Origin of the sequence: Okeania sp., assembly GCF_035285525.1 — a bacterium.
GTDB lineage: Bacteria > Cyanobacteriota > Cyanobacteriia > Cyanobacteriales > Microcoleaceae > Trichodesmium.
The window spans coordinates 47105-72593 of sequence record NZ_JAYKGW010000061.1 but is presented as its reverse complement, the minus strand read 5'-3'; the positions used below and the strand labels follow the sequence as shown (position 1 = coordinate 72593).

Sequence of the window (25489 nt, the reverse complement as noted above, 5' to 3'; positions counted from 1 at the left end):
TTGTCTATAAACAAAATGGTTCAAAAATTTCTCTACAGTTTTCACATCCAAGGGCAATTAAAAAAAACATACCCTTGTAAGTTAGGGAAGAGGAAGTAGGGAGAAAGAAATTGGATAAGCATTCAGCTATTAGTTGTCAGCTATCAGCAAACCTTAAGAAGGAAATTTAAACGAATATAGACTTAAAAACTGGATTTTGTAGTCAAATTAATTCTGAATCATAAAGCTTTTATGAATAGCTGTTAGTGCAGCTCCTCCGCAGGAGGCTAGCTTATAGCTGACGGCTGAATGCTTACGAAATTGGAACTATAATAAGTTACTTGTTCAGATAAGGCAAGTATAATTTATTATTTATAATAATCGGATAAATTTTATCATTTTTGACCTTGTTTAAGCAAGCTCCTAGAAAATTAATATAGTTAAAAAAATGTCAGCAATTAACTCTATATCATTACCACCATTTATTGGTTCGGAAATTGAGCCAAATTACACGACTGCTAAAGTAGTAATTTTACCAATTCCTTATGAAGCAACTACTACTTATAGAAGAGGTTGTGTTAATGGTCCGACAGCATTATTAGATGCGTCTCAACAGTTAGAATGTTATGACGAAGAATTAGATAGAGAAACAGGTTTGGAAGTTGGAATTTACACTTATGAACCTATAGCGGATACTCGTAATGGCAAAAAAATTTCTCCATTAGAGATGCTGAAAGTTACTGAAGAAACTGTGGAAAAATTAGTGAATGATGGAAAATTTGTGATTGCTATTGGTGGGGAACATAGCATTACAAATGGAATAGTAAAAGCTTATAAAAAATTATATTTTGATGAGCCTTTTACTGTGATTCAAATAGATGCTCATGGAGATTTGCGATATGAATATGAAGGTTCAATATATAATCATGCTTGCGTAATGCGACGAATAATTGAAATGGATTTACCAACATTACAAATAGGTATTCGGGCAATTTGTAAAGAGGAAGCTGATTTAATTAAGGAGAAAAATTTAACTGTTTTTAGAGCTAGAGAAATAGCTATTCAGTCAGATTGGATGGAAAAAGCAATAGCGAGTATTTCGACTAAACGTGTGTTTTTAACTATAGATTTAGATGGAATTGATCCAACATTAATTCCTGGAGTTGGTACACCGGAACCAGGTGGATTAAATTGGTATTCTTTGACTACATTTTTGCGCAGAATATTTCAATTATATGAAGTAATAGGTTGTGATATTATGGAGTTGGCTCCGGTTAATGATTCCGTAGTATCTGAGTTTACGGCAGCCAAATTAGTTTATAAACTAATTGGTTATCAAGCATTATAGGGAGTAGGGGAGTTGGAGGAGTAGGGAGTGGTTAAGAGTTAGGAGAAGTGGGAGGTTATACAAGAAGCGACCGTTCAGAATTATCCCTTAGTTTTTCTTTCATAATTACCCCAAAATTATCACTTTTTCCACTCGATCAAGGGAAAATATGTTACTTTTACGGTTCCCGATAAATCAGTACCTAAAATTTTTGAAACCATGATTAATGTTCATGATTTGATATTTAATTAGGCAATCTTATTTATAAATATTATTTGTTCGAGCAAATTCTGGATAGAGCGGTAATTTCAGTTATGAATAAAAGTGATTTTACTAGCTTCCAAGTATAGCAATACTTTTGATAAACGGTATTATGCAAATCAAAATCCAAAGGTAGGTAGGGTTTGCTGAAAAAGTTTGATGGTAGAGGTAGGGAGTAGGAAGTAGTTAGGGGTCAGCAGTCAGGAGTCAGGAGTCAGGAAGAAGAGGAGTTATAAAGGAATTAGTTAGAAGAGTTGTCTCTTAATTTTTCTCTGAAGTGCGAGGTTTTTGTCCTAAATTTTTTAATCTTTTTGACCTAAAAGCTGATACTTTTTTCCAACAAACAAGTTGCTAAAATCTTTATTTTTCAATTCTTTCATATTTTCACACCCAAGCCCTAAGTATTTCTTCCAGAATGCTATGCAAACAGCTATTAGCTATTAGCTATTAAGTCATTTTGTTTGTCAGAAGGAATTAGTCTCTAAGAAGTAAAATATAAATAGGTTTTGCTGAAAAAATCTTTTTGCTCTTTTTCGACAATAGGGAGTAATTAAGATTTAGGATTTAGGGGAGTTGTAAAAGAAGTTGTTATTTATGATTTCCCCTTAGTTTTTCTGTCATAATTACTTCAAAATCCTGACTTTTTCTACTCCCTAAACTGAAAAGCTGGTACTTTTACTGTTTCCCAGAAATCAGTACCTAAAATTCTTTAAGTCTTTTCTTTCTCTGTTAATGCTTTGATATTTAATCAGCTAATCAGTAGTCCCTAAATAAAAAGATCATCAGCCAACCTTAGTTTAAAAACTGATAGCTGACTACTAATAGCTAAATGCTTACATTCAAAGATTATTTGCTTACAAAAATTACTTGATTAAACCATGTCTGAAAATTCGTTTCAAAAGGATAGTTTAGGTTGGCAAATTCAACAAATACAACAACAAATTAGTGAATGGTGGGAACTACAAATTGCTAAAGTAGACCCTGATTTACCAGAAATAGATTTGCCTTCATGGTGGGATATTTTTACAATATTAATGATAGCTAAAATAGTTGCTTGGCTAATTTTTGCTGGTTTGTTAAGTTGGCTAGCTATAAAAATTATCAGAATTATAAATCCTTATTTTTATCATATTCGTAATAGCATCAACTTAACAACAAAAACTAGAGAAAATTTAGAGACAGATTTATCAATTACAGGTTGGTTAAATCAATCACAAAAATTTCAAAAACTAGGCAATTATGGAGAAGCTTTTCGTTGTTTATATATGGCAATGTTGCAAGGATTAAATGATAGAGAAATTATACTTCACCAATCTAGTCGCACTGATGGAGAATATCTAAAATTAATTCAAAATTTATCTCAATCTCAACCATACCAAAAGTTATTTATAATTCATCAGCAGTTATTATTTGCTGATTTAGAAATTTCTGCTTCTATGTTTCAAGAATGTCAACAAGCTTATCAACAAATCAAGGATGAAGAAAAATAATAAATTATGGTTATTGGGAGCGATCGCTATAATTTCAATTATAATAATTAGCATTTTTTTAGCTCCAACAAATAATCAATTAAATAGTGGTTCTAGTTATAGTCGCGCTCCTGGTGGATATGGTGCATGGTACAATTTTATGTTGCAAAAAAATGTGGAGATTAAACGATGGGAAAAATCTTTTACAGATTTAATAAATAATCAAGATATTAACTATCCAGTAACTTTATTACGGGTAAATAATAAACTGAAAAATTCAGTAATTTCTGCTGAGATAGATAAGTGGGTAAAGCAAGGAAATATTCTGGTAATTTTAGGAATAAATAACCAACCAACAAAAGCAGATTTTACTACTATCCATGAGACAAAAGTGGGAAAAGTTAAGATTGAGACCAGACGTAGAGCAATTAAATTTAAGGAAAAAAAAGATGAGGTTTTATTAGGCGATCGCTACGGTGCTATAGTTTGGGAAAAACGGCTTGAGGGAGGGAAAATTATTTTAGCTACTACTCAATTTTTAGGAGCTAATGCTTATCAAGATATAATCGGAAATTATGAATTTTTAGCTCAACTTGTTACTCAAAATCAACAACCTATTTTAGTAGATGAATATATTCATGGTTATAAAGATAAAGAAGTAATTGAAAAGGAGTTGGGAGAAAGTATCATCAGTTATTTAGTTAAGACTCCTTTATTCCCAATATTTATTCAAGGATTAATTATTTTAGTTATTCTGATTTTTGCTGAAAATCGTCGGTTGGCTAAACCAATAAAATTATCAGCATCAGTAATTGATAATAGTAAAGCTTATATTCAAGCTTTAGCTACGGTATTAGAAAAAGCAGAAAGTACAGAATTTATTTTAGAAACTATAGGAAAAGCAGAACAAATAAAATTACAAAATAAATTAGGATTAGGAAAAATTTTACTTGACGATCAATTGTTAATAGATGCTTGGATACAACAAACTGGGCAGCCATCAACAGAATTAGAAAAACTGCTGAAAGTTAAATTTAAAAAAGGAAAGATTAGTGAATTAGATTTAGTAGATTGGTTAGATAAATGGGAGGAAATTTTGTCAGTATGAAAATTAGAATTCAGGAGAAGATTATATATAATTTTTTAGGTTAATTAATCACATTAAAATTAGGAGTCAGGAGTTATGAGGAAATCATACATAAATTTTCAAGTGAATAAATCACATTACTAAAAGACTTTTTCAGTCAAACCTTATTGATAGTAAAGTATTCTTTTAAAGAGTTTTGCTGATAACTGAAAAAGAGGTATATCTGTGGCGGGCAAAATGCCTAAAATAAATTTACTCTGTAACTGATTTGCCAGAAATATGCTGTCAAATTATCAAACAATTTTTAGGTGAATAAATCACATTACTAAAAGAATTTTTCAGCAAACCTTATTTATAAGTTAATACGAAAATTATTATGATATCGAACCATTGTATAGGTTTTTCAGACCACAAAAATGTTAGAACAATCCTTAACTGAACTGTATTGATTTATAGTAAAGTATTTATTTAAATGAATCTAATCTATAGATAAAATAGACTTCAGTATTTTAATACCTAATGTTTCAGCGAGAGGTACTAATAACTGATAACTGAAATAACCTATTCCCTAATTAAAACAAAAAAAATATTCACAAATAGTCAGTAAATTAATGAAAGAAACTAACTCTATATTTACCCAACTCTATCAAGCTATTATCCAAATAATTGTCGGTCAAAATTTACCAATTAAACAATTATTAATTTCCCTATTAACAGGAGGTCATGTAATACTCGAAGGAGTTCCAGGCACAGGAAAAACTCTGACAGTTAAAGTTTTAGCCAAATTAATTAAAGCCGAATTTCGTCGAGTTCAACTAACTCCAGATATTCTGCCATCTGATATTTTAGGAACTAATGTATTTGACCTTAATAGTCGGAATTTTACTCTTAAAAAAGGTCCTGTTTTTGCAGAAATATTATTAGCAGATGAAATTAATCGAACTCCACCAAAAACCCAGGCAGCTTTACTTGAAGCAATGGCAGAACAACAAGTAACATTAGACGGAAAAACTTTAGAATTACCCGATTTATTTTGGGTAGTTGCTACTCAAAATTCCCTAGAATTTGAAGGTACATATCCTCTACCAGAAGCACAGTTAGACAGATTTTTATTTAAGATTATTATGGATTATCCAGAGACAACAGCAGAAAAACAAATGTTACTAAATACTCAACAAGGTTTTAGTGCTAAAAGTTTCGACTTAAATAAAATTGAACCTGTAGCAACTGTAGAACAAATAATTTTAGCTAGACAAGAAGTAGAAGCTATTAATTTTCAAGAAAAAGTTTTAGATTATTTATTAGCATTAGTTCAACAAACCCGAAAACATCCAGATTTGGCTTTAGGTGCTTCCCCACGAGCTGCTGTTTCTTGGTTAAAAATTAGTAAAGCACAAGCTTGGTTGGATAATAGAAATTATGTAACTCCAGATGATATTAAAATGGTGGCATTGCCTCTGTTACGTCATAGATTAATTTTGAAACCAGAATCGCTTTTAGATGGGGTAATAATTGATGGGGTAATTAGTTCTATATTGAAACAAGTTTCTGTGCCAAGGTGATATTTAGAAGCAAGAAGGAAGAAGGGAAAAGGGAGAAGGAAGAAGTAATAGAAAAAAATATTTTCTGTTTAGTTTTATTTTTGGATTTGGTGTGATATTAACTATAACGGGTGCATTTCAATTTTGAAGAAAGCCAAAATTTATTGTTTTTAGGGAGCAGGGGAAAGGTATGGAGGCAATAGGGAATAAGGAATAGGAAAAAAGTATTTTTGCAACTATAACTAGGTAGCCAAAATCAAATGTAGAATATTTGACACCAGTAAATTTTATTAAACTATTAGGTATCTCTCCCTGCTCCCTCTTTCCTTAATCTTTTCACCATTTACTTCGTACATCATTTGCCCAAGATATGCTGTAACTTAGAATAAAATAGTCCTGAACAACTAATAACTACAGGACTTACGCAAAGGTGCTATATATAGAACAAAAAACTATTGCGTATGGGGTTTTAAGCAGGATATCTAGAGTCACTGCTTAAGTCCTAAACTAATAATTGAAAACTAACAACTGAAAACTAATCGTTGATAACTGAAAATTAATCCCTGATAACTGAAAATTAACAACTGAAAATTAATCGCTGATAACTGATAAATGAAAAAAAATGGTTCCCTCAAAACGTTTATATTTACTATTATTATTAGGAATGGCAATTTCCCCAGTAATTGCTATTTTATTTAATCAATCGATCAGTTTAATAATATTAGCACTGTTTGATTTTATTCTCTGTAGTTTAGCAATTTGGGATGGAATAACAGTCAAACCTAATAGAGTTAAAATAACCCGCCATCCTTTAAACAAACTTTCCATTGGTCGCGATAATAACATTACTTTCTTAGTCGAATCTAGCAAACAAAAAGCCAACATTATCTTGCGCGATAATTATCCTTCAGAATTTACTGTTTCTCCTCCTACTTTATCAGCAAAAATTGAACCAAATAAAAGTCAAGAATTAACTTATATTATCAACCCGAATAAACGTGGTGAATTTCAATGGGGTAATATTCAAGTCAGACAGTTGGGAAAATGGCGATTAACTTGGCATCAATGGCAAATTTCTGCCAGTCAACAGGTAGCAGTTTATCCAGATTTAATAGGACTGCGATCGCTCTCTATCCGTCTTGCTCTAGAAAACACTGGCACTATTCGTCAAAACCGACCACTGGGCATAGGAACAGAATTTTCTGAACTCCGAGAATATGGTATTGGAGACGATACTCGTTTAATAGACTGGAAAGCAACAGCTCGTCGCAGTCGTCCCCTGGTGAGAGTTTTGGAACCAGAAACCGAGCAAACTTTAATTATTTTGCTAGATCGAGGTCGGTTGATGACTGCTCAAGTGCAAGGTTTAAAACGGTTTGACTGGGGTTTAAATGCTACTTTGTCCTTAGCATTGACAGGTTTGAGTCGGGGCGATCGCGTGGGGGTAGGAGTATTCGACCGCCAAGTTAGTACTTGGATACCACCAGAGAGAGGTCAATATCGGTTATCAAAATTAGTCGAAAGTCTCACTCCTATTCAACCAGTTTTATTGGAAGCAGATTATGTGGGAGCTGTGAGCAGAGTGGTTAATCAACAAAGTCGTCGTGCTTTGATCGTTATGATTACAGATATTGTGGATAGGACTGCTTCTGGAGAGTTATTATCAGCATTGGCAAAGTTAACGCCTCGTTATTTACCGTTTTGCGTGACTTTGCGCGACCCTTTAGTGGATAAGTTAGCTCATGCTGAAACTTTTGGGGAAAATCAGCAGGTACATGAAAAAATTTCTGCTGCTTATTCTCGTGGGGTGGCAATAGATTTGTTATGTCAAAGAGAGGTTGCTTTTGCTGAGTTGAAACAAAAAGGAGTTTTGGTTTTGGATGCACCTGCAAATCAGATTAGTACAGAGTTGGTAGATAGATATTTACAGCTAAAATCTCGGAATTTACTCTAGAGGGAGTAGGGAGTAGGGAGGTGTGGGAAGTGTGGGTATTAGTTACCGTAGGTTCAGAAACCCGGTTTCTTTAAGAAACCGGGTTTCTAAGGACTAGATTCCAAGTATTATGAAATACAGGTATTAATAACAGGACTTACGCAGCGATCCTAAATATAGCGCTCAAAACTATAGCGCTATAGTTTTTTAACTCTACATATAGTACCTTTGCGTAAGTCCTGATAGTGTTTAAAACTATTGTGCAATAGTTTTTTGACTCTATAGAACCCTTAACCGTATCTTTACAAAGATGTGTTTTTTTGCCAAAGAAGTGAGGAGTCAACCCACCCCTAACCCTAACCGTGGACGCGAAATAGGGAAAAAGCTAGAAAAATAGCCTTATAGAACCCATCTCCCCATCTCCCCATTTCCTCATCTCCCCATTTCCCCAACTAATTTTGGAGACCCGTTTAGGGGTTCTATATCTATATGTAGTACCTTTGCGTAAGTCCTGTTTTAATTTTCTGATTTTTGCTGATAGGCAATATAAACAGCTTCTAAAAATTCTGTAGCAGAAACTTTTTCGGGAATTTGTGTCAAACTAATAATTGCTTGAATTTCACTTGCTAATTTTTTACTTAGTTCTATATTTGCTTGTTTAGTCATTAACTTAGAACGTTGAAGATAATCTTTAATTACCGCAAAATCTTCAGGTAATAACTCTGAAATATTAGCCTCTTGCAACAAAGAATTTGCTAATTTTTTTGCCGTTTCCGAAGTAGAAACTATATCAGCAATAACCTTTGTTTCTTGAATAACAATTGTACCCGCCACTAAATCTCCTAAACGCTTTTCCTTTTTACTAAAAATAATTAATAACATACCAATAAAAAAAGTATCATCTACAGGACGAAATAAAGCCCGAATAGTTGCTTGTTGCAATCTAATTTGTCTACCATCATCACGAATTACCCGAATTTTTACATAACGTTTTCCCGGGGTTTGCCCTTGCCAAATAGTTTCAAAAAAAACAAAATATCCGACATATATAATGAAAAAAATTAATAACTGAATTGAGAATATCCACAGTGAAACCTGGTCTCTATCTAACCCGAAATTATCCCAAATATCTCCAAATTGGAAATACAAAAAAACGCCAAAAATTAGCACTAAAAATAAAGTCAAACTCCAGATAACATAATCAATAATTAGAGCATAAGTACGATTGCCAATTCCTGCCAACTTAAAATCTAATTCTACACTTTCTGGAGTTTTTATAGAAATTTGATTAAAAATTTTCATTCTTCTTACTTAATATAAATCAATTAATTTATCCTGCTTTCTTATACTTTAAGAAAACTAAATTTACCACTTTCTTAATTCTAAACCCATACATTATTTTACAGTTATTAGTTCTCAGTTATCAGCTACACATTTTTTCTAAGCCATCGCTTCTTTCACCTATTTGATATTCTGATCAAGATTGAGATAAAAACCTTTCGTCAAACCAACCGTCGTTAATCATGTTTCCAACTTTAGCTTTAGCAGTTTCCTCCAAAATCTCATTTCTTAATTTTCAACCCATACATTATTTTACAGTTATTAATTATTAGTTATCAGCCACACATTTTTTCTAAGCCATCGCTTTAATATTTTCTATTTCCAACTCTAGCTCTAACAGTTTCTTCAAAATCTCATTTCTTAATTTTCAACCCATACATTATTTTACAGTTATTAATTATTAGTTATCAGCCACACATTTTTTCTAAGCGATCGCTTCTTTCACCTATTTGATATTCTGATCAAGATTGAGATAAAAACCTTTCGTCAAACCAACCGTTATTAATCATGTTAATATTTTCTATTTCTAACTCTAGCTCTAACAGTTTCTTTAAAGTCTCATTCTTTTCAAAATTTTATAACAAAAATTATTCTATACTTTTTTCCTATTCCCTATTCCCTAAAACCAATCAATTTATCCTACTGTAACCAAATTAAATTTCCCGCTTTCTTAACTCTAAACCCATGCCTTCTCGACGAGTGCGGAGGTCATAATAAATCACAGCTTTTATTGCTTGCCAAAAAGGTAATAAAAATATATTACCTAATATACCTATAGCATATCCAACCAGAAAAGATAATAACTGAAAACTAGGATCGATGGTTTCAACTGGAATATTTACAAATACAATACCCTGTATTATTGCAGCAATAATTTGTATAACTATGTAAATAGGAATACTTACCAAATTTGCTACCAGCAATATCATAAAAATTCTACCTATATATCCTTTAGTTAATTCCCAACTTCGTCCTAAAGTTTTAGTTGCAGTAATATTTTCTTCAACAGTCAAAGGCATATCAAAAATAAAAAAGCGAGTTAATAATCGGATCATCAAGCTCAAAGCAATAACAAAAATTACAATCCCAATTAAAACTACAATTCCTGTTAAAACAAAATTATCCTGAAAGGGAAATCCCACAGCAGTTATAATAAAAGCAAAAATTCCGAACCCCAGAGAAAATCCAATATAAGCTCCTATTCCAATTAAAAATAACAGAAAAAACGCCCATAAAAAAATCCATATTTTGGGATTGAGAATCTGCCGAATATCACTCACAGTTTCTGGTTGATTTGTTAATTCACTAAATACTAATCTAGCAATTATTGATCCATTAACTATTGATTTTCCTGAACTATATAAAATAAGTAATAAACACAGGGGAATTAGTATTAATAAAGCTTGGCTTTCTAACTGACTAAAAATAAACAATAAAACTATAGGAATCAAAAGCACAAAAGGGAGAAAAGACCATAAACTTACTATAACAGATAAACCAAAATATGACTTAAAATGGTCTCGATAAATTCGTAAGCCAGCACTAACAACATTTCCTACACTTAGAGGTTCTATTGGTGTTTGGTTTTGAGACATAATTAAAATTATTTTAATTACTTACAATCTAAATTTTTAAGCATTCAGCAAGCAGCGGTTATCTATAGCAATTCTAAATACGTTGTGACTAATTAAGAAATAAATAAAAAACTGAAACTCCGGGCTGTTCCCTGTTCCCTAAAAAGCAATGAAATTTTGTACACAAATAAAATAGGATTGCGATATTTATTTTAGTTTTAGATAAAATCTTAATTAGTTGAGGGAATTAGTTGAGGGAAATAGAATCTTGCTATCAAAGCCAACTTTAAAAGTTATATTCATTTAAATAAATTTTAAAGTTTAAATAGGATTTGCTGTTGGCGCAGCATTCCCCAGGAATAGCTGATGCCTAATATAGCAATCCTAAATAGGTTGTAACAAATCAAAAACTAGAAATAAGTTCCGAAACTTTTACCCATTACCTATTGCCTCCATACCTATTCCCGAAAAAAGGGAAGATTTTTGACATGAATAAAATAGGATGGCTATAACTGAATGCTTACCTAAATTTTACTCCGATCTTAAGGTAGAAAAAATGACTATGAGGAAAGCTTAATGAATATTAATCGTTGGATTCGTCGTCGGGAAAAAAATTGGAAACATTTAGACAGTCTATTAAGAAAAGTGGAAGACAAAGGATTAAAATCATTGTCCGCAACTCAGATTCAAGAAATGGCGAGTTTGTATCGTTCTGTATCAGCAGATTTAGCTCGTGCTAAAACCCATCAAGTGGGAACTATTTTGGAACAAGACTTACAAAGGTTAACCGCTCGTAGTTACACTCAAATTTATCAAGGAAAACGAAAGCAAGAATGGCTAGCAGTTTGGGAATTTTGTCAATGGGGATTTCCCGCAATTGTACAAGAAACTTGGGCTTATACTGCGGTAGGGACAGCATTTTTTTTAGTGGCTGGACTGGTAGCTTGGTGGTATAGTTGGCAAGACCCAGTGTTTATGTCTTTAGTAGTACCAGAATCTCTAATTTCTCAGGTACGCGATCGCCAGGAATTATGGATGGGGTCAATAGTAGGAATTGAACCTCTAGCTTCTAGTAATATTATAATTAATAATTTACGGGTTTCATTTAGTGTAGTTGCTGGTGGTATTAGTGGTGGTGTTTACACAATTTATTTATTGGTATTTAATGGATTATTAATTGGGTCAATAAGCGCTTTAGTTGGTCAGCATAATTTAGCATTTCCTTTTTGGGCATTTGTATTTCCTCATGGCGCTTTAGAATTACCTGCTATATTTTTCGCTGGTGGAGCTGGTTTATTAATAGCAAGAGCAATTTTATTTCCGGGTAAATATCGTCGAGTTGATGCTTTAAAGTTTTATGGTTTCCAAGCTGCACAATTAATTTTTGGTGTAGTCGGATTGTTAGTTATTGCTGGAATTGTTGAAGGTTTTTTCTCTCCAAATCCATTAATACCAAATATTTTTAAATACATTTTTGGGATGGGTTTATTGATGCTTTTATTGATTTATTGTAGTCGAAAAAAAGAGCATCAACAAAATCTATAGTTCTGTGTGTTGGGAGTCATGATTCAGGAGAAAATTATAGAAATACTGATAATTTAAAACTAATAACTAATAATTAATAACTGATAACTAGACATCTATTATTCTTCCCTACTACCTACTACCTGCTCCCTCTTTTAACTAATAATTAATAACTGATAACTAGACATCTATTATTCCTCCCTACTCCCTACTACCTACTCCCCCTTTTAACTAATAATTAATAACTGATAACTAGACATCTATTATTCGCCCCTACTTCTTACTCCCTCTTTTAACTAATAACTAATAACTAATAACTAGAAATATATTATTTGCCTCTACTCCCTATTCCCTACTCCCTCTTTTGACTAATAACTAGACATCTATTATTCCCCCCCTACTCCCTACTCCCTACTCCCTACTCCCTCTTTTAACTAATAACTGATATCTGGTATCTTATTGTGAAAGCAACTTTAGTTGAGAAAATACTGACAGCATGGGGACACGTTATCAACGGGTTTTACTCAAATTAAGTGGCGAAGCCCTGATGGGTGGTCTTGGCTACGGCATTGACCCAGCAGTAGTCCAAGGCATTGCTCAAGAAGTGGCCGAAGTAGCGGCCACAGGAATCCAAATGGCAATTGTAGTCGGAGGCGGTAATATTTTTAGAGGCGTAAAAGCAGCCTCTAAAGGAATGGATAGGGCAACAGCAGATTATGTTGGTATGATTGCCACTGTGATGAATGCCATCACTTTACAGGATGCTCTGGAACAAACAGGAGTACCAACAAGAGTCCAAACAGCCATCTCTATGCAGGAAGTGGCCGAACCTTATATTCGTCGTCGAGCTATTCGCCATTTAGAAAAAGGTAGAGTAGTAGTTTTTGGTGCAGGTTCTGGTAATCCTTTTTTTACCACTGACACTACTGCGGCTCTCAGAGCCGCAGAAATAGATGCAGAGGTAATTTTTAAAGCCACTAAAGTTGATGGGGTCTATGATTCTGACCCACATCAGAATCCAGAGGCTAAACTATACCAGTCCCTAACTTATAGCGAAGTCTTAGCTCAAGACTTACGGGTGATGGATAGTACAGCGATCGCTCTTTGTAAAGAAAATAATATCCCAATTATTGTATTTAACCTGTCAGTTTCGGGTAATATCCGTAAAGCTGTTATGGGAGAAAAAATAGGAACTATTGTAGGAGGTTCAAATGAATCTAGAAGAAGCTGAAGAGAAGATGCAAAAAGCAATTGAAGCGACTAAAAGTTCCTTCAATACTATTAGAACTGGAAGAGCTAATATTTCTCTGTTAGACAGAGTAATAGTGGAGTATTATGGAACTCCAACTCCACTGAAGTCTATGGCAAATATTGGTGTCCCAGATGCTAGCACAATTACTATTCAACCTTTTGATAAAAGTAGTCTTGGTTTAATTGAAAAAGCTATTAATATGTCAGATGTTGGTTTAACTCCCAACAATGATGGCTCTATTGTGAGATTAAATATTCCTCCACTAACAAGTGAGCGTCGTCAGGAAATGGTTAAGTTAGCAGCAAAACTTGCTGAAGAGGGGAAAGTTTCTATCCGGAATATTCGTCGTGAGGCAGTAGATTCAGTTAGGAAACAAGAAAAAAAGAGTGATATATCTAAGGATGAATCACGAGATTTGCAAGACAAAATTCAAAAGAAAACTGATAAATACATCGCTAAAATTGATGAATTATTAGCAGCAAAAGAGAAGGATATTATGACGGTTTAAGTAAGCAATTATCTGTCAGCTAATCTCAGGATTCAGCTATCAGAAATAAAGGTGGGATCAGTGTAGTAAACTCTAATTTGTCGTCTATTAATTAATAATACTGTTATCTAAAACTAGGAACAATAGCTGTTTGCGCAGCATTCCGCTGGAAATCCTTACTTTTAAACCCCTCTCCTCTATTTATCGACAAAGGCATTCAAAATGGAGTATCTTAGAAAAGAAAAGTTCATTAATAGATAATTGATAATTACTTCTCCCTTTTAGGAAGAAGATTGACCCTTAAAGGAAAAAAATTATTTCTCTTGGTCAATTTAAAGATGGCGAGGTCTCCTCGCTATCTCTCGACTGCTTTTTTCCGTTTCCAGGGAGAGTTTGAACCTGAATTATTTAATTATTAATTATTCGGTAGAATAGAAAATCATAACTTTTACATAAGCATTTAGCCATCAACTATTAGCCATCAGCTATGACTTATTAATTTATCCTGTTTTGAAGGATAAATTAATATCTAAAAAGTGAAACCTAAAGAAAAATATCGTCAGCTAATTTTAATCAGTCTTGTATGTTTGCTTGACTATTGGTTGACTGCTGAGGTGCTAATAGCTCAATGCTTACACTTTTTTTTTACAAAGGGTAGTTCTATAGATAGATAGTTTTAATAAGTTAATTAACTATCTATTTTATTAGGAAATACCCCTACTCAATTAACTTTTTCACGTTTTACCAAACCACCAAAAATATCAATATTAAAGTTAGAAAAAAAATGTTTGATTGTATAATTGTCGGAGCAGGTCCAGCAGGAGGAACAGCAGCTTATCATTTAGCAAAGAAAGGACGTTCCGTTTTAGTCATAGAAAAAGAATCTTGGCCTAGAATTAAAGCTTGTGGTGGTGGAGTATCTCCAGCCATCGCTCAATGGTTTGATTTTGATTTAACTCCGGCTATTTCTCTGATGGTGGAAAAAATTCGTTATACCTGGAAATTAGAAGATCCTGTAGAAGCAGATTTGCCTGTTCCGATGTGGATGGTAAAACGGGATATTTTTGATAATTTTCTCATCGAAAAAGCTCAAGAAAAAGGTGCAGAATTAAGAGATAAAACGGAAGTTACAGGTATTAAATTTAAAAGCGATTATTGGGAAGTTCAAACAACTCTAGAACCTCTTACTTGTCGTTATTTAATTGCTGCCGATGGTGCCAAAGGTCCGATGGCTAAATGGTTAGGTTTTAAAGAGTCTAAAAAACGGCAAAGTCTAGTTTTAGAAGCACCATTAAATCAATCAAATCAAACAGCTACCTTTGAATTTGGTTCAGTTAAAAATGGAAATATTTGGGGTTTTCCTAAGGCTGATTCTTATTCAATTAGTATTGCTACTTTTAGAGGTGGAGAAGTAAAAAATCTCTCTCAAAATTTGCTGGAATATGTTCAACAAATTGGTGTAAATGTAAGTAAAGATAAATTATTAGAAGGTTATATTTCATTGTGGGATGGAGATAAAAATCTGCACGCTCAAAATGCTGTATTAGCAGGAGAAGCAGCAAGTTTATCAGACCCTTTATCAGCAGAAGGTATTCGCCCTTCAATTTTTAGTGGTGTCAAAGCTGCTGAAGCTATAGATGAAGCTTTAGGGGGTAATAAAAATGCTCTGTCAAAATATACTCAAATAATTAATGAAGAATGGGGCGCAGATATGGTTTGGGCGAGTCGTTTAGCAGGAGCATTTTATCGGTTTCCTAAAGTAGCTTATAAAGTAGGAGTTAAGTTACCAGCAGCTACTACGGTAATGAGTAAAATTTTGTGTGGGGAATTAAGTTATGCAGATATTGCTAATACTGCTATTAAGAAGTTGAGTAGTAGTTTTTTACCGGGAAGGGGTTAAACAAAAGTTAGAAGTCAGAAGTTAAAAGTTAAATTCTTACTTTGAATAAATTTCATTGATAGGAAAAAGCGTAGAAACCGGGTTTGTTTTAAATGCCTTAACAGACTGATATTTTTATTCACAACCCCGGTTTCTTGTCAAAGTCTAAAATATACGAATTTGATATTATTTGTACTCATTTTCAGAAGATGAAAAAATTAAACTTTAGTATTTCCAAAATCCCTAATAACTAACAACTAATAACTAATCACTGAAAAGTTGATTAAAACGCTAATCTTAATAAAGAAGGAAGTAACGAACCAATAGCATGTACAATTTGATTAGGCTTTTTTGGTTCTGGAGGATTTAAACGTAAGTCAATAATTTCTACTAAAGTTTGTGATAATTCTTCACCCTCTTGGCTACCTTTAGAAATAAAAATTTCCCTAGATTTTTCTGCATCTACCAGCGCCCTTTCTAGACTTCCCAGGTCAGCAAGAGCCATACTTCTGGCAAAATAAGCAGCAGCTAAATCAGGTTTTAAACTAATAGCTTGATTATAATATTTGACAGCATCTTTATAATGTCCGGCTTTAGCTTCAGCAATGCCTAACCGATAAAAATCTTCAGCTTCACCAACATCAGAAGACAATCCAATAACACCTAATAAAAAAGTATTTTTTAGGTCAACATCTGTTAAATTAGCACCAGTTAAATAAGCACTTCTTAAATCTGTACCAGCTAAATTCGCACCTGTTAAATTTGCACCCGTTAAATTCGCCCCAAATAAACTTGCTCCAGCCAAATTTGCCCCAGATAAATTTGCCCCTATTAAGTTCGCACGACTGAGATTAGCTCCACTCAAATTAGCTCCCTCTAAGTTAGCACCTTGAAGATTTGCTAATACCAAACCAGCACCAGTTAATTCACAATTAGGACATTGTTTGCTAGATAATAATTTTTGTGTATGTTGGATATTCTCAGCAATGGCTGGAAAAATAGGAGAAATTGTAGTGAAAATTAAAACAGTAGAAAAGATGTTGAATCTCATTTTAGGAAATAGGGAAAGTGATTTAGAGGGGAACTTAAAAAAAGTATTTTTCCCAATATTATCATATTAATCTGGAATTTACTGTATTATAAAAAATTTTCTGAATTAAAGAATAAAATTTAATCTATATTTAGGAAACAAGTAATACTAAATCTGGTTGAAAAAAGAGATTACCCATGAATGTAAGGCAGAAAGCAGAGAAAATTCCCCCTTCCCTTCTTTTAAAGCTATGCTTTATCAACACATTTCTGAGCATAAAACTTGATAAACATAGATAAATTATAGACAAGCCTCTCAAAGGTTTTTTGGGAGAAAAGTGTATTGAAAAATATATTTTTTTGATAACTGTAGACAGGATTTTTCCTCCCCCTCCTTCCCCTTGACAAAGCTATGCTTGATCAACACATTTCTGAACATAAAACTTCGGCATTAATGACAAGTTATCTATAAGTCTTGGTTCGGCTTTGACGGTTCCCAATAAATCGGGAGAAAAGTGTATGAAAAAACACGTTTTTTGGCGATCGCTTAAATATTTTTACTTAGCGACTATGATTGTTACTCCTTTCTCCCCTAGTCTCTGCTCCCCTTCACCTCCTGGGAGGGGCTAGGGGTTTTCCCACAAGGGTTTCAGGAGTTCCTTCAGGGGCTTTACAAGAGTAGGTTTTTAACAAAGGGGTGAGCGATAGGTTCTGTTCAGCAGAAAATCTCAAGACAAGCGTGCTTTTTTATACAAAAAATGGGCGAAAATTCTGCTCACACTTCCCCATCCTCTCTCCTCCCTACCTCAACCAAAAGACTTTATTCAGTCAACCCTATACTAAACTCTTCATAACTTGTACCATCCGGCATAGTTGTTCCTTCGAGAGCAGCTCTATCCAAATTAATACCAGAAATATTAGCACCTAAAAGATTAGCCTCAGCTAAATCAGCAGCACTTAAAATAGCTTCTGTCAAGTCTGCTCTCATCAGATTTGCTCCAATTAAGTCTGTTCCTGACATATCAGCTCTAGCCAGGTTAACTCCTATTAAGTCAGCTTTATTAAGAATAGCTCGTCGGAGATTAACACCGTATAAGTTAGCTCCATGCAAGTCTACTTCATAGAGAATAGCTCTGGAGAGGTCAGCATCTACCATATTAACTTGACTAAAATTAGAAAGACTTAAATCTGCTTTGGTAAATTTTGCTTTTGTTAGATCTGCTTTATTGAGTTTAGCTCCTACTAAAATAGCATCTGACAAATTTGCTTCACTTAAATCGGCTCCAATGAGGTTTGCTCCACTGAGATTCGCTTTAGTCAAGTTTATTCGATTGAGGTTGGCTTTGCTAAGGTTAGCACCTGTTAAGTCTGCTTCAAAAAAGTTAGCTCCTTCTAAGTTGGCTCCTTCCAAATATGCTTCTATTAAGTATAGGCCACTGAAATTTCTTTCTCCTTTTGCATATTGTCTTAATAGTTCGTCTATTTCCATTTCCATAATTTGGTTAATCATAAATTTTCTTTGAAATATACTTGCAGTAGAATTAATAAACAGGATTTTATCGGGCTATGCGGAAGTCAAAAATCAAAAGTCAAAAGTTAAAAGTTAAAAATAATCTTTGTAACTGAAATTTATCCGGCTTTATTATTTCTATACAAGGATTCAAAGATAAATTCAGAAAATAAGACTGCAAGTATTCAGTTCCCTGCTTTTTTAATGAATGAAGCAAACATCTCTCCCCTACTCCCTACTCCTTATCTCAATTCCCATAGATTATTGTTATACTTGAGGAATACTTCAGTCATCAAATAATTAACGCAAATCAAATCATTTTTTGCCAACTTTAGCTAAGTTAATGTGGATTTTTATGATTTTTACTTCTCCCCCACTCCCTTACTTCCCTGCTCCCCAGCTCAATCAAATGTAGAAAACTTTTTGAGAAATGGTATTACTCCCTACTCCCTAAAGCGGTTTTTGAGTAGGTACACCAACTGCACGGGGATAATGTATGGGAGTTTTTCTTACTTTTAGCAAATATATACAATTACGAATACTTTTACTTAAAGGAGTTTTAAATTCTTCAATAGTCTCTATTTCGCCTCCTAAAATTTTGACAACTTCTGACAAATTTGCTTGTTCATCAGTTGTGAAATTTCCTCGATACAAAATTGCTATTCCACCTATTTTTAATAATGGTAAAGCATATTCAGCACAGACAACTGTAGGTGCAACGGCTCTTAAAAGTGCAGTATCGTAGTTTTCTCTATATTGAAATAGACGACCTATTTGTTCAACTCTGTTAGTTATAGTTAAAGCATTTTTAATGTTTAATTCTGCTAATATTGTTTCAATAAAACTAATTTTTTTATGGGTTGAATCAAGTAAATTAACAACATATTGAGGTAGAGTAATTGCAATTGGTAATCCAGGAAAACCAGCCCCTGTACCAATATCAATAACCTTTTTTCTCTCTTGCCAATTTATTTGATTTTCTAAGATAAATTTAATCCCTCGAAGAGAATCCCAAAGATGTTTTTCCCAAAATTCTTCCGGGTTAGTAATTCGAGTTAAATTTAACTTTTTATTGCCAATAATAATTAATTCATAAAGTTTTTGAAATTGTTCTTTTTGTAGTGTTGTTGGCTGCCAATTTAATGTTTCTTGCCAAACATCATTCATTTCTGGTAAAGTTTGTTTATTATTGTCATTCATTGTAGAAAGAAGAAGGAAGAAGGAAGAAGGAAGAAGGAAGAAGGAAGAAAGAAGAAGGAAGAAAGAAGAAGGAAGAAAAGGTAATATAAATCTATTTGCTTTGGATTATTAAGAAACAAGATTTATTGGATAACTAACCCTACTCCCTGAGAGCAACCCAGTTTCTTAAAGAGGTGAATGATACAATTATTTATTATAGTGGGATTTTTCGGGAACCGTGCATCTTGCTCCCGCGAGTCACTGGACTTGAGGAAAAAACAGACTAAAAATAAGGTCAAAACTTTATAGAATAATGCTTTTAGCTAAAATCAAACTTTTTCTTGATATATCTAGGTTTCAGCCATTTCAGGGTCTGGCAAGTAAGCGATCGCTTTTGACAAGAAGTTGGCTAAACCTCTCCCTCACTCCCTCACTCCCTCACTCCCCTACTCCCTCACTCCCTCACTCCCCTACTCCCCTACTTATTTCCACAAAGTTCACCATTGCTCTGAAAAGCATGAGGATTAGTCCGTAAATAATTATCTACCCAAATACAACCTTTTTCTAATAAATCATCTAATGCCAAGTCCCACAAAATAATAGTCTTATCTCTACTCCCAGACGCTAACAATTTACTATTAGGACTAAAACTGACACTCATAACGCTATCCTGATGACCACTTAATGTTTTTAATAAACTACCATCATTCAGACTCCAGAGCTTGACTTTACCATCATAACTAGACGAAGCCAAAACCTGACCATCTGGACTAAAGCTGACACTGGTGACACTATCACTAGCTCCTTTCAAAAATGTTTTCTGTAGTTTACCATCAAGACTCCAAAGCTTAACGGTATTATCATAACTAGCAGTAGCGATCGCCTGACCATCTGGACTAAAGCTTACTCCTAAAATCCAACTATTATGAGCATTGATAGTTCTGAGCAATTTACCTTTATTAGTCCATAATTTTACCGTACCATCATCACTAGCGGAAGCAAGAATTTTACCATCGGGACTGAAACTGACACTACTTACCCATTTTTTATGTCCAGGTAAAGTTTTCAACCACTTACCTTCCCGGTTCCATAGCATTACGGTTTTATCTTTGCTACCAGAGGCAATAATTTGATTATCAGGACTAAAAGCGACACTCATTACACTGTCTGTATGTCCAACCAGGTCGATATTCCTGAGAGGAAGGTTTGGATAAGTTTCTTCTTTTTTTAAAGGGGGTAAGGGGGGATAATTTGATTTAGGAAAACATCTTGTTTTACTACAAGTTTTTAGTTGAGTATCAACTGTAATTTCAATTAAGTTGGAATATTTTTCTTCTTCAGAAAACTGATGTGATGGCGAATAAAGATTTGCTGGAAAAAAGGGGATAGTTGTGTTTAAGGATATCAGACAAAAATTACTCAGTCTGACAAAACAATTGTTTTTTTTTTCTAGGTTGTAATGTTGATTTTTTTGATGCTTTTTATTCTCTAAATAATATTGATTATTTTGGTGGTCTGATTGCCAATCTTGAGGTTCGTTTATTGATTCTTTTCTCCAGTTTTTTTGGGGAGTGTTGAAGTACCATAGTTTTACTGTATTGTCATAACTACCGGAGGCGAGTATCTGACTGTCTGGACTAAAACTGACGCTAGATACTCTGTCTGTATGACCTCTCAAAGTGTTCAATTGTTTGCCTGTGGAACTCCAAAGTTTAATAGTATTATCTTGGGATGCAGAAGCTAATATTTGAGCATCTGCACTGAAAGTGACATTAAGAATTCTGTGTTTATGTCCTTTGAGAATATTGAGAGAACTATTTTTGAGATTCCACAGTTTAATGCTTTTGTCATAACTAGCTGAAACTAATGTTTGATTATCTGGACTGAAGTTAATTTGAGTAACCGTGTCTCCATGACCAAGGAAGGTTTTTAAGAGGGTTCCGTCTAAAGCCCAAATTTTAATAGTTTTGTCTATACTTGAGGAAGCTATAGTTTTGCCGTCTGGAGAAAAGACTGCACTAATAATTTGTTCTTTGTGTCCGGTTATTGTTTTTTTCAAAGTCAATTTGTTGCCCGAAAAATTCCAAATTTTGATAGTTTTATCTCTACTTGCCGTTACTAATTTTTTGCCATCGGGAGAAAAGTTAGCGCTATAAACGGCGTGATTACTATTATTATCTTGATGTTTTATAGTAGTTAAAAGTTGCCCTTTGAGATTCCATAGTTGTATTGTTCCGTTTTGATTGGCAGCAACTATAATATTGCCATTAGGATGAAAATTTACCCATTGAATAATTGTTTTAGTTTTAATTGTTCTGAGTAATATTCCTGTTTGGCTCCAAATTTTTATCGTTTTGTCTAGGGAACCTGACGCTAATATTTGACCGTTCGGACTGAAGTTTACCGTGACTACCGCATCACGATGACTTTTGAGAGAAATAGGTTTATTTTCTAATCGTTCAAAGTTCCATATTTTTACCGTTTTATCATGGGAAGCCGAAGCTAAATATTGACCATTAGGACTGAAACTTATTCTGCTAACTTTGTCCGTATGGTCAGTCAAAGTTTTTTCTAGTTTGCCTTGTTTGCTCCATATTTTAATCGTTTTATCTGCACTCGCCGAAGCTATTAATTTTTTTTCAGGATGAAATATGACACTCCAAACTACGTCGCTATGTCCTACTAATTGATTGTATTCATTGACTCCATAAATTGCTTGTTGTAGGGAAGCTGCTATACGATATTCTGTATCTTTTGAGAGGTCATTTTCTATTGATAATTGTTTGATTTCTTGCCATTTTTGACCTGCTTTAATACTTTCGATGAGGGCATCAAACTTATAACCAGAGAAATATAAAGCCTCCGAAAGAGCCGTCATACTATTAATATCGGCTCGATGTTTTTGAGCATTTGCTAACTGTCTTTGAGCTTGAGCCACTTCCTTTTGAAAAATAGCTTTTTGCCAAAAACCTAAAGTCGTAATAGTAGAAAATGACATTAATATAATTCCGACTATCGCCGCCGTCAACTGTCTTTTTAATACTATATTTAACTGATTTTGACTAATTATTTTATCAGTTTCTGCCTGATTCTTAGCAATCTCAACCTTTTTTATTTCTGCCTCTGCCCTCTGCAATCTCTCCTCTAAATTAAACCTATTCCTAATTGGTTTTACTACATAATCGTGAACTAGCTGATAGTATTTTTCCTGAAACTCTTGGCGAACAAATAATAGTCCTGAATCTACTAATATTTCTAAAATTAAATCTAGTAACTTTTTCGTTTCTTCCGAATAATTAAACTGACTTATAGCAAAATCGCCAGACTGACTTTTTATCAGAAAATTTGTCGGTTCCATACATCTTTGAACTATTTCTAACAACTCTTTCTCAGTACGACTGGCTCTAGTTAAATTCTCATTAGTCAGTGCATACAAAACCTGCATAGTAGCCTCCTCATTCTCCTCACCACAATCTATTATTACTTGCTCCAAGAACTTTTTAATTAATCTAGCCTTTGCCTTTTTCGGATTAATACCAAACTTTTGTTGAAAATGTTCTAAAGTTTTAATTGGTGGCTTCTCTTCCTGGAGTTGACTGCCAACTACTTGTAACTCTATAGGGCGAACTTGCTCCCTCTCATCCGCCAAACCTTCAACAATAGCATTAATTAATTGAGGTTCTAAATTAAAGCAACTCCTCCGAGTCAAACATTCTATAACATTATAAGCATCCTTCTTAGAAAAATCTCTCACATGATAACGAATTTGTTTATCTAAAATATTATTATTAATAACATCTAAATAGCCAATAAAATCACACTCCAACAAATAATGTAGATAATCTTCCCTCATCGAAAAAATCATCTTCACAAAAGGCATATTTAAACAATCACAAATAAACCTATAAAACGCCTCCCTCTCCACACTGCCATTACTAATAAAGAAAAACTCCTCCAACTGGTCAAACACTATTACCGTTAATAAACTATTCTCCCCGTTCCTTTTAACTTGCTCCAAAATAGACGACTCTCTAGAATTAAACTCCTCCGTAATATCAGACAAATAGGGAATAATTTTTTCAGCCTCTGACCTTAAGGGAACCCTATTATGAGAGCCTAACTCTTGACTTGACTGACAACCATTAACTGGTGACTGATAACCGTAATAACCTCTTTTTTGTAAAGCCTTCTCTAGAGAACTTCCTAACGTTCCTAACCAATCTTTATATGTTTGAACCACCAATATCATCGTATCTCGCGCCGAAATACTCATATTACTTAAAGCCGGAATCAAACCAGCATTAACCAAAGAACTTTTTCCCACACCAGAACGACCATGAATAATAGTCAACTTATAATCATCCCGACAGACTCTTTCCACAAGATTATTAATATCCTCTTGCCGACTAGAAGCAGTTATTTCCACAGGTAAATTATAAAAAGCAGAAACAGACTTCACACTCCCCATCCCTGAATCCCCCCGTCTCCACATCTCCACCTCTCCTCCACTCCCCCACTCCCCCACTCCCCTTTGGGGTTGCAACTGAGATGCACCAATAAAAGCCAAAAGTCCGTATTGATGAGCAACCTCTCTAGAAGCTCTTTTTAAACGAAATGCCTCTAAATATCTGCCTTGCTCATAATAAAGCGAGCGCAACTCCGTCAAAATCTCAATATAAAGTTTTGGGTCTCTATTTTTTTGAAACTTTAAACTATTTTCCACCGCCTGTTTTTCCGTAGCCTCAGCTATTTCTAAATATTCAATAGCCTCAACTTGACGATATAAATTTTTCAGACTTTTAGCCAATAATAATAAATATTTATTTTTGGCAGTCGGTAAAATTACATCCTTAGCATAAAACAAAATATTCAACGCCTTTTCAGACAACCTCTGAGCCGCGCTCCAATTTAACCTTTGGAGAGCAACTTCCGCCAAAAAACCATAATCTTGCGCTACTTGTAACTCATTTCCATACTTTTGATGCAACTCTATTCCTGCCAAAGCCAAATCTTCTAACTCTTGCCAACACCTCATCTGTTTTACCACCCCTCCTAAAGTAGTAGTTACTTCAGCAACCAAAGTAAAACTATTAACCTTTTCAAAAAGTTGTTTTGCCTCTAGCAGTATCAGTTTAGCCCTTTCTAACTCTTGAGAATTATCTAAAATATTTTGAGTAGACAGCAAACAATAACACAAAGCAATATTATACAAAACAATCCCCTGTTGTTCCAGAATAAAAGTCTTGCTAATAACTGGTAACTGTGGAAACTCTGGTTGATACAAATAACATTGTTCTCTAACCTCATACCTCCACAAACTTAGGCACCTTTGATAATGATCAATAGCAGAATTTATCTCTTCATTGTGATAGTCATCTCGACCCAAAAGAAACTCTATATTTGCCGCCAAAATAGGTTCTAAATTCTCCCCACGACCCTTTAAATCTTCCAGAGCCAACCCTATCTCTTCACGTTTACTATTAGACAACCCTTCAGAAGAATAAGGCAAAAGCATAACAGATTGGTCAACCAAAGGAATTAAACATTGTTTTTGATTAGCAGACTCACTTACCCAATAACTCTCAACCTCTAGCCTTAATAAATGAATTAAATCAGAAGTTCCTAACTCAAACTTAATAGTAGCCGCTGCCCAACTTTTAAAATCAGGAGCTAACCTAATTAACTTAGCCAACAACCCATCCGTCACCCACAAAACCAGAGGAAAATTAAACTTCTTCCGAAACTCATCCCTGACCTGATTAGTAGATATTAATAACTCATCAACTCTCTCTACTTTTCGTAAATCAAAAACCATTACAGCAGCAGAATTAGGAAACCTTTCTAATTGTTCGTCAATGGTTCTATACAAACTATTCACAGTTGTTGGCAAAGCCATTTCTTGCAACTCCACAGATGATAACTTTCTGACTTCAGCCATCATTATTTGCTGCAAATATTCATAATTACAACCAACTAAAACCAACGAAAACTGCCCTTGAGAAATAGTCAAAGACCTAATTAATCTTTTCAGCGATCGCCGATTATAAACAATACTTTCTTCCAAATCTTTCATGACCCTTTCTTTTCAGTTATTAGTTATTAATTATTGACATATGA

Annotated in this window: 15 protein-coding genes; 9 read left to right on the top strand and 6 right to left on the bottom strand. The window is 33.9% G+C overall.

Translation table 11 applies throughout. From position 1 onward, the window contains the following. Window positions 1-427 precede the first annotated feature (427 nt). From speB to VKJ25_RS06530, 5 genes are all read left to right on the top strand, one after another. Window positions 428-1327, top strand: coding sequence for an agmatinase (speB, locus tag VKJ25_RS06550; protein WP_324235822.1), 900 nt, complete (start codon window positions 428-430; stop codon window positions 1325-1327). Between the two features lie 1118 nt (window positions 1328-2445). Next, window positions 2446-3057, top strand: a complete 612-nt coding sequence (locus VKJ25_RS06545; RefSeq protein ID WP_324235821.1) for a DUF4129 domain-containing protein — start codon at window positions 2446-2448, stop codon at window positions 3055-3057. Next, window positions 3044-4144, top strand: coding sequence for a DUF4350 domain-containing protein (locus VKJ25_RS06540; RefSeq protein ID WP_324235820.1), 1101 nt, complete (start codon window positions 3044-3046; stop codon window positions 4142-4144). Before VKJ25_RS06545 ends, VKJ25_RS06540 begins: the two co-directional genes overlap by 14 nt. Window positions 4145-4734: 590 nt before the next feature. Then, a complete protein-coding gene (locus VKJ25_RS06535) occupies window positions 4735-5685 on the top strand; it encodes an AAA family ATPase (RefSeq protein WP_324235819.1) in 951 nt (316 codons plus the stop codon). A 601-nt stretch (window positions 5686-6286) separates the two neighbouring features. After that, window positions 6287-7618, top strand: a complete 1332-nt coding sequence (locus VKJ25_RS06530; RefSeq protein WP_324235818.1) for a DUF58 domain-containing protein — start codon at window positions 6287-6289, stop codon at window positions 7616-7618. Between the two features lie 495 nt (window positions 7619-8113). Here VKJ25_RS06530 and VKJ25_RS06525 read toward each other — a convergent pair whose 3' ends face one another. Together VKJ25_RS06525 and VKJ25_RS06520 are read right to left on the bottom strand one after the other, a co-directional pair. Then, a complete protein-coding gene (locus VKJ25_RS06525; RefSeq protein WP_324235817.1) occupies window positions 8114-8899 on the bottom strand; it encodes an RDD family protein in 786 nt (261 codons plus the stop codon). A gap of 692 nt (window positions 8900-9591) precedes the next feature. Continuing rightward, window positions 9592-10533, bottom strand: a complete 942-nt coding sequence (locus tag VKJ25_RS06520; RefSeq protein WP_324235816.1) for a hypothetical protein — start codon at window positions 10531-10533, stop codon at window positions 9592-9594. Window positions 10534-11088: 555 nt separating this feature from the next. Between VKJ25_RS06520 and VKJ25_RS06515 the strand changes: the two genes are divergently transcribed. The 4 genes from VKJ25_RS06515 to VKJ25_RS06500 all read left to right on the top strand — a co-directional run bounded on the left by VKJ25_RS06515 (window position 11089) and on the right by VKJ25_RS06500 (window position 15675). Then, entirely contained in the window at window positions 11089-12057 is a 969-nt protein-coding gene (locus tag VKJ25_RS06515; protein WP_324235815.1) for a stage II sporulation protein M, read from the top strand. 475 nt (window positions 12058-12532) lie between these two features. Then, window positions 12533-13267: a UMP kinase gene (pyrH, locus tag VKJ25_RS06510; RefSeq protein WP_324235814.1), complete on the top strand. Its 735-nt coding sequence runs from the start codon at window positions 12533-12535 to the stop codon at window positions 13265-13267. Next, window positions 13248-13796, top strand: coding sequence for a ribosome recycling factor (gene frr, locus VKJ25_RS06505; RefSeq protein ID WP_324235813.1), 549 nt, complete (start codon window positions 13248-13250; stop codon window positions 13794-13796). Before pyrH ends, frr begins: the two co-directional genes overlap by 20 nt. 763 nt (window positions 13797-14559) lie before the next feature. After that, window positions 14560-15675: a geranylgeranyl reductase family protein gene (locus VKJ25_RS06500; protein ID WP_324235812.1), complete on the top strand. Its 1116-nt coding sequence runs from the start codon at window positions 14560-14562 to the stop codon at window positions 15673-15675. Window positions 15676-15937: 262 nt separating this feature from the next. On the opposite strand, the gene VKJ25_RS06495 is transcribed toward VKJ25_RS06500, so the two are convergent. The 4 genes from VKJ25_RS06495 to VKJ25_RS06480 form a co-directional block, all read right to left on the bottom strand. Further along, complete coding sequence (locus VKJ25_RS06495; protein ID WP_324235811.1) at window positions 15938-16705, bottom strand: pentapeptide repeat-containing protein; 768 nt, start codon at window positions 16703-16705, stop codon at window positions 15938-15940. A 798-nt stretch (window positions 16706-17503) separates the two neighbouring features. Next, the gene (locus tag VKJ25_RS06490; protein WP_324235810.1) at window positions 17504-18193 is read right to left on the bottom strand and encodes a pentapeptide repeat-containing protein; all 690 of its coding nucleotides are present in this window, start codon (window positions 18191-18193) and stop codon (window positions 17504-17506) included. Window positions 18194-18643: 450 nt separating this feature from the next. Continuing rightward, on the bottom strand, window positions 18644-19393 hold the full coding sequence (gene rsmG / locus VKJ25_RS06485) for a 16S rRNA (guanine(527)-N(7))-methyltransferase RsmG (RefSeq protein WP_324235809.1): 750 nt from the start codon (window positions 19391-19393) through the stop codon (window positions 18644-18646). Window positions 19394-19850: 457 nt separating this feature from the next. Then, on the bottom strand, window positions 19851-25445 hold the full coding sequence (locus VKJ25_RS06480; protein WP_324235808.1) for a WD40 domain-containing protein: 5595 nt from the start codon (window positions 25443-25445) through the stop codon (window positions 19851-19853). Window positions 25446-25489 lie beyond the last annotated feature (44 nt).